This window comes from Methanolobus zinderi (assembly GCF_013388255.1).
Classification (GTDB): Archaea; Halobacteriota; Methanosarcinia; order Methanosarcinales; family Methanosarcinaceae; genus Methanolobus; species Methanolobus zinderi.
On record NZ_CP058215.1, the window covers coordinates 1,374,893 to 1,388,297 of the forward strand.

17 protein-coding genes and 1 tRNA gene are annotated in these 13,405 nt (G+C 43.1%); 11 read left to right on the forward strand and 7 right to left on the reverse strand.

The annotated features are described in order from the left end of the window. Positions 1–165: 165 nt before the first annotated feature. The 7 genes from HWN40_RS06745 to HWN40_RS06775 all read left to right on the forward strand — a co-directional run bounded on the left by HWN40_RS06745 (position 166) and on the right by HWN40_RS06775 (position 5,614). Positions 166–1,539 (forward strand): sulfatase-like hydrolase/transferase, encoded by a 1,374-nt coding sequence (locus tag HWN40_RS06745; protein WP_176965020.1) that lies wholly within the window; start codon positions 166–168, stop codon positions 1,537–1,539. 9 nt (positions 1,540–1,548) lie between these two features. Next, positions 1,549–2,376, forward strand: coding sequence for a metallophosphoesterase (locus HWN40_RS06750; protein WP_176965021.1), 828 nt, complete (start codon positions 1,549–1,551; stop codon positions 2,374–2,376). A gap of 152 nt (positions 2,377–2,528) precedes the next feature. Beyond that, positions 2,529–2,750, forward strand: a complete 222-nt coding sequence (locus tag HWN40_RS06755; protein WP_176965022.1) for a sulfurtransferase TusA family protein — start codon at positions 2,529–2,531, stop codon at positions 2,748–2,750. Positions 2,751–2,761: 11 nt separating this feature from the next. Beyond that, entirely contained in the window at positions 2,762–3,181 is a 420-nt protein-coding gene (locus HWN40_RS06760) for a DsrE/DsrF/DrsH-like family protein (protein WP_176966317.1), read from the forward strand. A gap of 29 nt (positions 3,182–3,210) precedes the next feature. Further along, positions 3,211–4,380 (forward strand): cysteine desulfurase family protein, encoded by a 1,170-nt coding sequence (locus HWN40_RS06765; RefSeq protein WP_176965023.1) that lies wholly within the window; start codon positions 3,211–3,213, stop codon positions 4,378–4,380. A 32-nt stretch (positions 4,381–4,412) separates the two neighbouring features. Then, complete coding sequence (locus tag HWN40_RS06770; RefSeq protein WP_176965024.1) at positions 4,413–5,048, forward strand: iron-sulfur cluster assembly scaffold protein; 636 nt, start codon at positions 4,413–4,415, stop codon at positions 5,046–5,048. Next, entirely contained in the window at positions 5,045–5,614 is a 570-nt protein-coding gene (locus tag HWN40_RS06775) for a DUF2284 domain-containing protein (protein WP_246275854.1), read from the forward strand. Before HWN40_RS06770 ends, HWN40_RS06775 begins: the two co-directional genes overlap by 4 nt. A gap of 48 nt (positions 5,615–5,662) precedes the next feature. On the opposite strand, the gene msrA is transcribed toward HWN40_RS06775, so the two are convergent. Then, positions 5,663–6,313: a peptide-methionine (S)-S-oxide reductase MsrA gene (gene msrA / locus HWN40_RS06780; protein WP_343044072.1), complete on the reverse strand. Its 651-nt coding sequence runs from the start codon at positions 6,311–6,313 to the stop codon at positions 5,663–5,665. Positions 6,314–6,559: 246 nt separating this feature from the next. Here msrA and HWN40_RS06785 point away from each other — a divergent pair, with 246 nt between their 5' ends. Beyond that, positions 6,560–7,105, forward strand: coding sequence for an LbetaH domain-containing protein (locus HWN40_RS06785; RefSeq protein WP_176965025.1), 546 nt, complete (start codon positions 6,560–6,562; stop codon positions 7,103–7,105). A 22-nt stretch (positions 7,106–7,127) separates the two neighbouring features. On the opposite strand, the gene HWN40_RS06790 is transcribed toward HWN40_RS06785, so the two are convergent. The 5 genes from HWN40_RS06790 to HWN40_RS06810 all read right to left on the reverse strand — a co-directional run bounded on the left by HWN40_RS06790 (position 7,128) and on the right by HWN40_RS06810 (position 11,160). Next, the gene (locus HWN40_RS06790; RefSeq protein ID WP_176965026.1) at positions 7,128–7,406 is read right to left on the reverse strand and encodes a winged helix-turn-helix transcriptional regulator; all 279 of its coding nucleotides are present in this window, start codon (positions 7,404–7,406) and stop codon (positions 7,128–7,130) included. A 52-nt stretch (positions 7,407–7,458) separates the two neighbouring features. Beyond that, positions 7,459–8,016, reverse strand: coding sequence for a toll/interleukin-1 receptor domain-containing protein (locus HWN40_RS06795; protein ID WP_176965027.1), 558 nt, complete (start codon positions 8,014–8,016; stop codon positions 7,459–7,461). Between the two features lie 499 nt (positions 8,017–8,515). Continuing rightward, the gene (locus HWN40_RS06800) at positions 8,516–9,793 is read right to left on the reverse strand and encodes a DEAD/DEAH box helicase (RefSeq protein ID WP_176965028.1); all 1,278 of its coding nucleotides are present in this window, start codon (positions 9,791–9,793) and stop codon (positions 8,516–8,518) included. 151 nt (positions 9,794–9,944) lie between these two features. Then, positions 9,945–10,016, reverse strand: a tRNA-Cys gene (locus HWN40_RS06805). Between the two features lie 142 nt (positions 10,017–10,158). Further along, positions 10,159–11,160, reverse strand: coding sequence for a radical SAM protein (locus HWN40_RS06810; RefSeq protein ID WP_176965029.1), 1,002 nt, complete (start codon positions 11,158–11,160; stop codon positions 10,159–10,161). Positions 11,161–11,546: 386 nt separating this feature from the next. Between HWN40_RS06810 and HWN40_RS06815 the strand changes: the two genes are divergently transcribed. The 3 genes from HWN40_RS06815 to HWN40_RS06825 are packed head-to-tail and all read left to right on the forward strand — an operon-like array spanning position 11,547 to position 12,383. Further along, positions 11,547–11,858 (forward strand): hypothetical protein, encoded by a 312-nt coding sequence (locus tag HWN40_RS06815; protein ID WP_176965030.1) that lies wholly within the window; start codon positions 11,547–11,549, stop codon positions 11,856–11,858. Between the two features lie 41 nt (positions 11,859–11,899). After that, the gene (locus HWN40_RS06820) at positions 11,900–12,103 is read left to right on the forward strand and encodes a hypothetical protein (protein ID WP_176965031.1); all 204 of its coding nucleotides are present in this window, start codon (positions 11,900–11,902) and stop codon (positions 12,101–12,103) included. A 49-nt stretch (positions 12,104–12,152) separates the two neighbouring features. Beyond that, on the forward strand, positions 12,153–12,383 hold the full coding sequence (locus tag HWN40_RS06825) for a hypothetical protein (RefSeq protein WP_176965032.1): 231 nt from the start codon (positions 12,153–12,155) through the stop codon (positions 12,381–12,383). Between the two features lie 48 nt (positions 12,384–12,431). Here HWN40_RS06825 and HWN40_RS06830 read toward each other — a convergent pair whose 3' ends face one another. Beyond that, a complete protein-coding gene (locus HWN40_RS06830; protein WP_176965033.1) occupies positions 12,432–13,394 on the reverse strand; it encodes a 2-hydroxyacid dehydrogenase in 963 nt (320 codons plus the stop codon). Positions 13,395–13,405 lie beyond the last annotated feature (11 nt).

Below are 13,405 nucleotides of genomic sequence, written 5' to 3' on the forward strand. Positions count from 1 at the left end.
ATCCCGAAAATTGATTTTGGTTCCGATTCATTTTATGGAAAATGATCTCAAATCGAAAGATTATTATGTAGATTTTGCATCTGTGAATCCATGCATCTTACAAAAACGAATATTTACAGGCTCTTTTCAAACATGCTTGTATTCCTGTTTTTGTCAGGTTTTGTAATGCAACCTGCGACAGCGTACTCTGTCGTCGAAGTGAACCCTGTGGACACTCCACACGGAGCAGTTATCCTTATTGTGGATGGGCTGGGGTCATCATATGCCTACCCGGAATTCACTCCATATGCGCTTGACGGAAGCGTAATTGGCAAAGTCAATGCATCCAACATGTCCCTTTTGTTCAATGAAAACTGCAGAGTACTTGATGTGCGTGCCCCCCAGACCTATACCGAAGCCGGACACTCTGTTCTTGTTACAGGTTATTCAAAAGCCCTTTCAGACTCGGTGCAACTGAGTGGTACGACCATCTATGATGTAGCTCATGAATATGATTACCTCACTTTCGGCATCATGCAGAAAGGTGATTTCTGGTCACTGTGCGATAAACAGGATGTAATAGTGCATGATGCATCAAACTCTGTGAACGAGCCGGAAATGGTCATCGAGACAAACATAGCTGTTGCAGACGCTAAAAGCGCATCAATCGACGTTGCAGCCCTTATGCAGGAAAATATACTGTCATTGCAGCCAGAACTGGAGAAATACGACGAAGGATCACAGCAGCGATATGACAGCTATGATAACTGGGCAATTGAATCCGGGATCGATGTGATGGATCTGATGGAAAGTGAGTATCCGGATCAGCCCTATATTCTCACAATCAATGTCGGTGCTGTTGACACGGCCGGCCATTATAAAAAAGACAGCGGCTATATTGCCACAATAGAAGGAATCGATGCTGCCTGCATGTCCCTATACGAAAAATGCACGGAGAACAATATAGCATTCATCTTCACCGCAGACCATGGCATGGCCTTTGCAGGCACCGATGCCAGAGGAGGACACCAGTCAGATAAATACGCACGCACCGATGAAGCTCAAAGAGTGCCTTTTGTTATATCTGCGGTTAATGTTGCACCCTCTTTAATTAAAGAGGAATACGGCCAGGAAGACATCGCACCCACAATCCTGGAAATACTTGATCTTCCCGGGGAGCTGAGATTATCCGATGGGGAAGCCATAAGACTCAAAGAGCATGCCAATATCCGGGTTATAACTCCAGATGAGGGAACTGTTATACTGAAAAATGAAGATTCGGTACTTGCTGAACTTGATCATACCGGTGACTGTATTTTCAGAGGTCTTGAGATTGGTGATGATTATACTATCAGCTTTATTCCGGCAGACAATAATGGCCAATCACTTGAAAAAGATGTAAGTCTGATAAAAAGTGAGACCATCGATCTCGTACCTGCTGCAGATGTTCCCGAAACTGATATATCCCTTCAGAACCCACGTCATTTGATAGGGGGTGCCTTAATAGGTATAGTCAATATCACAGGGCTTGCTATTATAAGGAGAATACTGAAAGAATAGGGGTAGCAGATGCCTGATCTCAGACGGTTCACAGAACTCCTGGATACAGCATATGAGTTATTTAACCGGGAAGAGGCAGTAGTATATCTGAATGATCCTGATGTGATGTTCATCGGAGATATTCACGGTAATCTGAAAGCACTCGATCTCCTGCTTGAATTCAAAGAAAGTTCCGGGTTCGAGACCGTTGTTCTTCTTGGAGATTATGTAGACAGGGGACGTAATTCAATCGCTGTTCTCTCAACTCTGTTTGAGCTCAAGATTGTAGAGCCTGAGAACATTGTCTTGCTGAGAGGAAACCACGAATCACAGGAGATGAATCTCAGGTACGGATTCTATCAGGAGCTTGATCTCAGTGACGAGCTTCTTGAAGCCGTAAACATCGTCTTTGAGCAATTACCGGTAGCTGCGATTGTGAATAAAAACATCTTCTGCGTCCATGGAGGAATACCGGGGACTGTAGCTATAAATGAGATCAGTAAGAAGGATTCTTTTGAATACCTCTGGAATGATCCGTCAATGAAAGCCGGAATGTCACAATCTATCAGGGGAATCCGGCCAAGGTGTTTTGGCAGGGATATCCTTTCGGGATTTTTGCAAAAGAACGGACTTTCTCTTATGATCAGAGGCCACAGTGCCCTTAAACAAGGATACAAATGGTGGTTTGGAAAGGATCTGCTGTCTCTTTTCTCCACGCCGAAGTATTGTGGGTATCACAACAAAGGTGCATTTGCAACTTTAAGGAAAGATGAGATAGACATTCATACGTTCGGCCCTTCCACTTATAACGAGCAATACTCCCTGCTATCAAATTTGAATGAATTACCGGAATGGTAACATTATTAAATAGTGTAAGATCATAGTATTAAACAGCAGTATTTGCAATTTATATAATATTTGTAAGTCGTTAACAACGGAACAAATGTAGCAGAAGACCGTTGTTAACGCTGTTAACCAACCGGAATGACCGGTTTTATCGGGAGGAACATATGACAGAAGTAGAAGTTGACGTTCGGGGACAGACTTGTCCTGTCCCTCTGGTAGAATGTCGCAAAGCACTGAGAAAAGCCTCACCAGGGGATGAGGTTATTGTAACGGGTACACATCCGGCCTCAAAAAAGGAAATCCCCATGGCATGTAAGTCAATGGGTCTTGAAGTGCTCGACATCGAAGACAAAGGCGATGAGTGGAAGATAAGGATTAAACGATGAACGGTGATCAAATGCCCGAAAAGGCAGTAATTATAGTACATAGCGGTGATCTTGACAAGATATACAGCGCTCTGATCATTGGAAACGGTGCTCTTGCCATGGGAATGGAAGCATCCATGTACTTTACGTTCTGGGGCCTGCAGCGACTGAAAAAGAACGGACTCGATAAAGGTCCTCTGTCAAAGATGAATATGTTCGGTCTTGGCAAATGGATGATTAACAGCAGAATGAAAAAAGCCAATGTAGCCTCCCTTGATAGGCTTATGGAGGACTACAAGGAACTTGGTGGCAGAATACTGGCCTGTGAGATGACAATGGAGATCATGGGCGTTAAAAAAGAAGAGCTGCGCCAGGACTGGATCGATGAATACGGTGCGGTAGGTACGTACGTAAATGAGGCAAAAGATGCCAGTATCACGCTTTTCATATAAATTTTTTAATATTCAACATAGGAGGTAATATGTTAGACAAGATGATTTATCTGGACAATGCAGCAAGCACACGTCTTGACGAGAAAGTGCTTGAAGCCATGAAGCCCTATTATTTTGATATATATGCAGTAGCAACTTCCGAATTCGGATACTCTATGGGAATCGATGCCAAAGAAGCCCTCCAGGAATCCAGGCAGACAATAGCTTCTTCCATCGGAGCTTCCGCCGAAGAGATAGTTTTCACATCAGGTGATACGGAATCCAGTAATATGGCCATCAAAGGTGTTGCTGCAGCACTCCTGAACAAGAAGGATAAGCATATAATTGTTTCAAAGCTCGAGGATTTTCCGGTACTCAACACCGCCAAGGCTTTCGAGAAAAACGGGTATAAAGTAGATTATATCAGTGTTGATTCCGAGGGTATCCTTGATCTTGAAGAGCTCAAAAATGCTATTACAGAGAACACGGCCCTGGTATCCATACAACATGCTAACCAGGAGATAGGCACCTTGCAAGATATTGAGGCCATAGCAAATATCTGCAAGGAAAAAGGAGTACTTCTGCATTCGGATGCCACCCATAGTTACACAAGGGTTCCCATAGACGTCAGTAAAGTTCCTGTTGATCTTCTGACCATGTCAGCTCACACCATACACGGTCCCAGAGGGGTCGGAGCACTATATATCAGAGAGGGCACACCCATAAACAAATGGATGGATGGTGGTTTCCAGGAATCCAACCGTCGTGCGGGTCTTGAGAATATCCCGGGTGCGGTAGGTTTTGCCAAAGCGGTCGAACTTGTTACACCTGAGGAAAATGAGTTCCTGAAATCCCTCAGAGATCATATCATAAAGAGAGCCGAGGAAGAGATCCCTGATGTTACACTGAACGGCAGTCGTAGCCAGAGAGTACCGCACAATGCCAATATAACATTCCATTACGTGGAAGGGGAATCCATGACACTCCACCTTGATATGCGTGGATTTGCTGTAAGTACCGGTTCTGCATGTTTTAGCCGCTCCCTTGAAGCAAGCCATGTGATACTCGGTATCGGAGGAGATCACGAAAGGGCACATGGATCACTGCGCTTTACCTTTGGAAGGTACAACACTAAAGAGGACGTCGATGCGATAATCGATGCTGTCGGTGAAATCGTGGAACAGCTCAGGGCAATCAGCCCGTTATATGAAAAGAAATAAAATTGTAATAATATAAACATCGAGATGATAAAATGAAGTTTCCATACAGCAAAAAGGTTCTTGAACATTTCCAGAATCCGAGAAACGTAGGAAAAATGGAAGATGCAGATGGAAAAGGGCTGGAAGGCAGCCCGGCCTGTGGTGACATGGTGGCAGTGTACCTGAAAGTAAATGAAGATACAAAGGTCATCGAGGATGTGAAATTCGAATCCTATGGATGTGCTTCCAACATTGCAACCGCTTCGATAATAACAGAACTTGCCAAGGGCAAGACTCTGGAAGAAGCCAAGAACATATCATGGAAACAGGCCACAGAAGAGCTTGGTGGCCTTCCACCTGTAAAAGCCCACTGTTCAGTGCTTGCTGTCGAAGGCTTAAGGGCCGCCATAAGGGATTATGAGGAAAAGCACGGTCTTGTAAGTGCCAAGGAACCGACAACGGAAAATGTTGTCCGAAGCCGCCTCAAGCATGTTATGAACCCCATGGCCGGACTTGATATTGTCCGGACCGAACTGGTGACCAAGATCGATGTTGAGGACGGTAATGTCCGCATCCTCCTTGATCTGCCTTCAAACCATCAGTTTGCTGCGGCCATCAAAGAGGATATCCTTGAAAAGATCGAATCACTGTGGGATGTTAAAGAAGTAAAGGTAGTCTTTACAGAGTGAAACAGGATATTTCCATACAGGAAGCGAAAAAGATCCGTAGTTCGCAGGAAATAATTGACAGGGCCGAAAAGCTCGGCCTTGAAACTTACATTCTGGATGCTTCTGATATCCCTGTCGAGGACAGGGGCAGACTGAAATGCGCCTACGGATGCAGGGGATATGGCAAACGACTCAGTTGCCCTCCCCATACTATTTCTATTAATGAGTTCAGACGCATATTACAAGAATACAGCACTGCTATTTTACTGATCGAAGAATTCGATATGTCTGATGAAGAAGATATTCTCAAAGCCTGGTCAAGGCTAAGAAAACCGAGTTTCCATAAAATGCTTGAACTGGAATATGAGGCTTTCAGAAAGGGTTTCACCTATGCACAACTGCTGCGGCCTGGTGCATGCAATGAGTGTGATACCTGTGCGGATAAGTGTATAAAGCCCGAAGTCAGACGTTTTCCACCGGAGGCTGTGGGAATTAACCTGATTAAACTAACTGAAAAGCTTGGATTAGACATCAGGTTCTGTGATCCAAAACACGTCAAATGTGTGGGGATATTGCTGCTTGAATGAACACATATAATCAAACAAACCTTAAGCCGGGCCTGAGCTAAGCTAATATCAACGCAGTTTCTTGCCACCGTCCATCTTCTCATAGTACTGCTGATGATACTCCCTTGCTTTATAGAATCGTGTTGCAGGAACTATCTCGGTGGCTATGCTCCGTTTGAATTTTCCCGAACTTTCCTGCTTTTTCTTTGAACTTACAGCGAGATCCCGCTGTCTTTCATTATGGTAGAAAATAACGGACCTGTACTGACTCTGTACCTCCGGCCCCTCTTCACCGGAGACTGTGGGATTGTGTAGTACCCAGAAAAGTTCCAGGAGTTTTTCATATCTTACCTTTTGAGGATCAAACACCACCTGAACGGCTTCAACATGTCCGGTATTTCCTTCACTTACCTGCTCATACGTGGGAAACTTCACCGATCCTCCCATAAATCCTACAGCAGTGGCAATTACACCCTGCACTTTCCTGAATATTGCCTCTGCTCTCCAGAAACTGCCTGCTGCAAAGGTTGCTATTTCATATCCGCTTTCAAGCATCTTTTCTTTAATATCGGAGATATCATAAGCTGACCCATGGTGATTTCCGGTATCCCTGTCCCCGGGACGGGAGCTGTCGATGATATGACCCCCGGAATCATAACCCTCTTTGCTGATACCTGCATTGGGATGACCATCAGCAAGATCTGGCCGGTCGTATTTCATGTATTTATTGTAAACTACGGATGCCCCCTTTATCAATAATCTATATTCCTTCTACTTAAACCATGCTTATGGTTCTTCGATTGGTTTCTATGGGGTTTTCTATACATGTAGTCAGGAACGACATCAATAAGCTTAAATAAATTGTCATATTCTTTCATATTCATCAGGAATAAAAATCAAGATCTGCTATTGTGGATCAATGCAACATACTTTTCTGAATAAGTCTCTGAATAACCGGTGATCTGTATGATACTTCAAAATCCAGATGAACAAGAACCAAAAATAAGTGACAGTGCATGGATATCCGAGACCGCGATAATTATCGGGGATGTGACAATAGGTGACAATGTTTACGTTGCACACAACGCGGTAATCCGGGCTGATGAACCGGGTTCATCGATTGTGATAGAAGACAATTGCAATGTACAGGATAACGTAATAATCCATGGTCTTTCAAATTCCAGGGTCACAATAGGAAAGAATACATCCCTTGCACATGCCTGTATCATACACGGGCCCTGTGTCATAGGGGAAAAATCATTTGTGGGTTTCGGAGCAGTGGTATTTGATTGTACTATAGGTGATAACAACCTGATACTGCACAACTCAACCGTACGCAAGGTGAATATCCCAGAAGGAAAAGTGATACCCGATGGTGCGACTGTAACGGAGCAGGAAGAGGTAATTCAGCTTAAGGACATAGATTCGGAACAGCTTGATTTCAAAAAGTCGGTTATTAAAGCAAACCTGCATCTGGTTGATGGATACACTAAACTTTCAAAAGATAACTGAGATTTCAGGGATGGGTAAGTAATCAAAAATACTTACCATCCATTTTTTTGAGAACCTGCCTGCCGGAATCAGTTAGTACATACCTCTTCCATGTGCTTTTTTCAGGAGTAAGACATTCAAGCAGGCCTCTGCTTTCAAACTCCTTAAGCGCCCTGCTGATATTCTGTACAGACCTGTTTGTCTTCTGGGCAATATCAGAAGCCTTTGCAATCTTATTAGTCTTCAGATATTCAACTAATATAAGTCGGCGGTCCACACTTACGATCCATTTCGGTACTTCATCTATCGAATCTTCAGTCATATTCTTTCCGTCACAGCAATGAGAGACATATTTAGATAAGTGGAATATATAATTATTTTTCGGGTTTTAATGTTCTTGGATTCAGGAAGATCTTGCTTTCGCAATAACTACACATGGTTTCCAGATCAGCGTTAGCCAGTATTGCAGTATCTATCTGTTCCTGAGGTGTCATATACTGGGTCATCTCTTCTCTGCAATGAGGACACTTTATCTTAAGCCATTCCAGTTTTGTTAATTCCCTTATAGTATAGACCATTTTTCCGATAGCATCGTCAATGTTTCCCTGCGAGAACCTGATAGGATTCATATGACGTATAAGTACAGGCAACTCAACGCCTTCCTCAGCCAGCGGTATAAGCAGACAGTTATGTCCGGATGCAAGACCTATCTCCTGATTTACCTGCGCGGAGGATGCACCTTTTTTAGTTAGCAGAACCACCATGCAGTCACACCGGTTGATTCCGAAATGTATCTTTTGCCCGGCTGTGATATAGCCCCCTTTGTTGTAAGAGCTAAGACTTTCCAGATTCACGGCCCACAAAGTCTGTGAAATTTCACCTGCAAGAAACTCATCCTCTTCACTGTGAGATATATACAACGTATAGATCATGACCAGTGTATTTTGAACTTCGTGCTATAATAGTTTCACGTACACATTTTTTTAAATCAACACATATTGTAAAAATAAACTTAGTTTATGATAAGAGCTGAAATTATAATGAGACTATAATTTTCAGGCTTAGACTTAATTAAGCCGAAATTAAGTTAAATATAATGAGGTTTACATATTAATATGTGGGTCGTCGGAGTGACCGCGGGTTAAAAGCAACTTAAGAGATACGGGGATATCTCGCAACAGCAAGGAGAGAGGCACCAGAAGCGTGGTGGTTTGAAAGGTGCCTCATCTTACCTTCATTTCGGACAAATATTCTGTTTTAGAATCCATTTTTCGCAAGGAAAGAAACATCAAAAGCGTGGTGGTTTTGAGATGTGCATTTTCCTGTAATTGTAATTTTGAATTTGTAACAATCTTTGTATCCGTTCCTATACCCTACCTGTGCAACAATATATCAGCAACCAAAGTATAAAAGGGTATCTGATCTTTGGATTCAAATGGATTTATTTAAGGTTTTGCGTGAACCTTTATTAGCTTTTGACCTGGTAGCACGACCTTTTTTCTTCCCGTTTTTCCTTTTCTGCCCCTTTTGTACCTTTGGAGCAGGCTTTGCTGAATCGCCTGTAGCGTATTTAGCTTTATCCGAATGATAATTATGGTCAGCAGCCTCAATACTTGTTCGTGTCAGTTTCTCAATGTCTCTCAGGAAATCCCTTTCGTCTGCTGCACAGAATGAATACGCTGTACCTTCAGCACCTGCTCTTGCCGTTCGACCTATTCTGTGTACATAGCTTTCGGATTCATTGGGCAGGTCATAATTGATCACGTGAGATATATCTTCAACATCAATTCCACGTGCTGCGATATCTGTAGCAACCAGAACGCGTAGACCACCGGTCTTGAAATCCTGCAATGCCTTAGTGCGCTGGTTCTGTGATTTATTTCCGTGTATGGCACCTGCGGGGATCTTATTCTTATTGAGCATCTCAGTCACTTTGTTGGCACGGCGTTTTGTACGGGTGAACACCAGTACACATTCCAGATGCCTGCCCCTTAGCAGATTAAGTAAAAGATTATTCTTATTCTCATGGTCCACAAAGAAGACAAACTGCTCTATTAGCTCCACCGTTGTCGCCTGGGGTGTTACCTCGACATGTGCAGGACTCTTGAGCATGGTCCTTGCAAGTTTGTCTATATCCGGGGACATTGTAGCTGAAAAGAAAAGTGACTGGCGTTTCTTTGGCAGCATGGCAACGACCCTGTTGACATCATTGACAAAACCCATGTCAAGCATCCTGTCTGCTTCATCAAGGACAAAATATTCGACACCTGAAAGTTGAACATGTCCCTGGTCGATGAGGTCCAGCAGCCTGCCTGGCGTTGCCACGAGGATATCCACGCCCTTTGAGAGAGCTTTTACCTGTGGTCTCTGGCTGACACCACCAAAAATGACTGTGTGCTTGAACCGTGTATATTTGCCATACGTGGCAAAACTATCGCCTATCTGTGCTGCCAGCTCCCTGGTTGGTGCAAGCACAAGCACACGGGGTTTTCCCGGGCGTGGGCCTTTATTGACTGCAGACATATCCTGTAATATCGGCAATATGAATGCAGCGGTCTTGCCCGTGCCTGTCTGGGCAATACCTATCATGTCCTTTCCCTTCAAAAGATGAGGGATGGATCGTTCCTGTATCGGAGTCGGAGTGGTATACCCTTCCTCGGATAGTGCCCGCTGAAGCGGGTCTATTAAACTAAGATCATCAAATAACACGTAAAACCTCTGTTGGTAAGTGGGATTTTCAAGAATCAGAATCGTAAGAAACACTTGAAACCAAGTTTTCTCTCTTAAAGTAGCAAATGCAATAAAATAGTTGTGGTAATCTGACAATTCTTGATTTATAAAGAAAGTAAAAATAAGTAAAAGCTAAGACCCGGATTCGAACCGGGATAAAATCGCTCTGCAGGCGATTGCGTAGCCGTTCCGCCATCTTAGCAATTTGTATTCTACTTATGCAGCCTGGCAGAGTACTAAACTCATTATTGATACTTAAATTCGGTTTTAAAGGTAAAATATGCCTGAAGTTATAGTGTTCAGGAAAAAAGAAAATGTAATTGGACTGATACTTAAGATAAGTATCAGATGTCCCTGTGAGGTGTAAGGTCACAACCCGTACATGGAAGGCACATTGTACGTGCTCTGTCCGCCCGGAGAGAATTGCTGTCAAGCAGGTCCCTCACAGTTTTCCCTAACCGGACCAGCCTTTCGGCATCAGGACGACGGACCTCTACCTCGCCTCTTCTAAGCGGATGCGGTGATATGGGACGAAGTATCGGTATCACACCAATCCCGGTGAGCTTCCCGGCACCTTTTGCCACAACCTCATCACTTTCTCCGAGACCAAGCATGATGTTGGAGCAGACATTGTTCCTGCCGAAGACATCCACCGCATTTTCCAGTGAATCAAGTACACCCTGCAGCGAAAGTTCGGGACAGACCTGGCTGAATATCCTCTCATCCATGGTCTCGACATTGTACTTTATTTCTGAGGCACCGGCAGCATACAGCCTTGCGGAAGAATCATCTGTGGGATATACGGAAACCCCTATGGGAACATCATATTCCCGTGTCAGCTTCTTGATAATTCCCACCATACGCTCTACCTCTGCTTCAGGAGTTTCTGAAACTCCGCTGGTGAGGGATATAGCATCAAGAGAACCGGTTGCATAGGCGTCGGACACCATCCTGCTAATCTGTTCATTGTCCTTTATTTCACCTTTGATTTTTGGAACAGGACAGAACTTACAGTCATATATGCATTTTTCAGATACGGTAATATATGCCTGTCTCGGACAGTGACACAGTGGACTTTCAAGATCTCCACTTACAATTATCTCATGATTTTTTTTGATGACAATTGTGTCTTCATCTTCCCGTACAACGCTAAGAGGGGATCTGTCATTAATAGATAAACGTACCCTTCTATCACCTGATCTGAAAAAGAGAGAAGAGCCACCTGCACCGGGACCTGCTGTGGCTGTAGTCTTAAGGGAATCGGAAAGGATAGAAGGATCTTCGACTTTCACACTCCCTCTGCTTAAAAGATATGCTTTGATATCAGAACTTAACTCGGATTGCATAAATGCACCTGATCTGTTGATTACATGGATTTTGACCAGTAAACGGCCATTCAAAGTTAAGCATGACCGGTTTATCTGATTCGCTGGAAGTAATATTGGAGCAAGAACCTTTCAGCACCAGATTACTTATAATGAATTTACGCGGCAAGAAATGTCAGTATTAACTCCTATTTATTGCAGAATAGAGATATTTTTCAATAATAAAATGAAAGGACATTGTGACGATTGCGAAAAATCAGAACTTTTGCTGACTTATTATTTTTATCAAGATTTCTTCTCTAAAGGTATATGCGTAACATTTTTAAACCAGGACTGCATATGTAGCAATTAGACTACATATGTGTTTTTAATAACCCATGTGTAGGCATAAACTGGAGGCAGAGAATATGAAAAGAACAATAATGCTGCTGTCAATCGGGGCACTTGTCCTGCTTGTTGGTGGAATCAGTGCTGTTAGCGCACAGACGGAAGAAAGAAATGACGCATGGTACGGACAAATGTACAACTGGATGGATGAACATATGAGGGGCTACGGATACGACCATATGGGAGATTATGGTTATGGTCACATGGGAAGCTATGGGTACGGACCTGAGGCCTGCAATGAATACTACAATCAGGGCAACTATGACTCTGACAACTACCAGCCAGGTACTTACAGAGGTGGAATGGGTCACGGTATGATGTATGGATACTGAACCATACATTTGAATCCTTTTTCCAGAATTGAGGTAAAACCATGATGTACGGAAGCCTAGGACTTTTCGGAGGATTTGGCATGATATTTATCATACTTCTAGTCATAGCAATAATCTGGCTTGTTTCTTCAGGTATCAATAAGAACAATAGCAGAGATGACTATGATGCACGAATTTCAAGGATTGAAAGATCCCAGGAAGAGAACAGAGAAACGCTCAACAAGATACTTCAGAAACTTGAATGAACATAACAGATCAGACAGTAAAGAAATGAATCATGAGGACGATCAGAAGATGTCAGAAACAATTACAATCCCGGTTCTGAACAACAGATCAGATAGTTCCAATAATAACGATTCCGACTGCGGACAATGTGGAAAAGGTGGATGTTGCGGTGGCTTTGGAATTAAAGCCGGTTCGGAAAAAGATGTAGTGTACAGGAATATAATGCTGTATGCGGCTATGGGACTGATAATATTCACAGTCACTTACCTTATCAAGGAACTTCTGACAGCTTTGACCTGACCTACATTCTATTCAATTATTTAACAAGGTCTGTTTTGTAAAACATCTTTATTTGCTTTGCAGTATCCCCGGATTCACAACGTTCTGGACTTTTCCTTTAACAAACATCTTCACATTCTCAACACATATGTATGTGCATTCTTCAAGTGACTCCTCAGAAAGGAATGCAATATGCGGGGTCAACATCACATTCTCCAGTTCCATCAGCGGGCTGTCCATTGGAAGAGGTTCTTTTTCAAATACATCCAGCCCGGCTCCTCTAATTTTTCTTTCCCTGAGGGCCTCGATCAATGCATCTTCATCAACTACTTTACCTCTTGCTGTATTTATCAGGATAGCAGACGATTTCATTTTTTCAAGTTCTGCTTCACCTATCATCTTTTCAGTTTCCGGAGTAAGAGGTACGTGAAGAGTTACAATATCAGATTCTTTAAGCAGAGTGTCCATATCCACAAATTTAATTCCTAGCCTTGTTTCCTTTGATGAGTTCGGATGTCTTGTAACAGATAGGATATTCATGTTGAAACCATGAGCGATCTGTATCACTCGTATACCTATGTTTCCTGTACCGAGAACTCCTATTGTTTTACCCATCAACTCGTTTCCTACATAGTCTTTCCAGTCGAACTTCCCCTCGCGTATCTTCCTGTCCGCCACATGTACTTTTCTAAGTAGACTCAAGACAAATGCAAATACTAGCTCTGCCACAGCATCAAATGCATAGCCAGGCACATTGCTTACAATCACGCCCGCCTCATTTGCGGCTTCGATATCGATGTGATCATATCCTGTTTGCCAGACAGATATCATCTTGAGATTGGAAGCTGCCTGAAAGGCTTCTTTTGGAAATCCAAATCTTCCAACGATTACAATTTCTGCATCACGTATCCTTTCTATAAATTTGTCCATTGAGTCCGGCATTGTATCAAAGACATTTAGTTCACCGAGAGACTCCAGTTTCTTCCTGTATTCCTCAGGTAAGTATATGGAATCAGCAACAACTATCTTCATATGTCTACCTT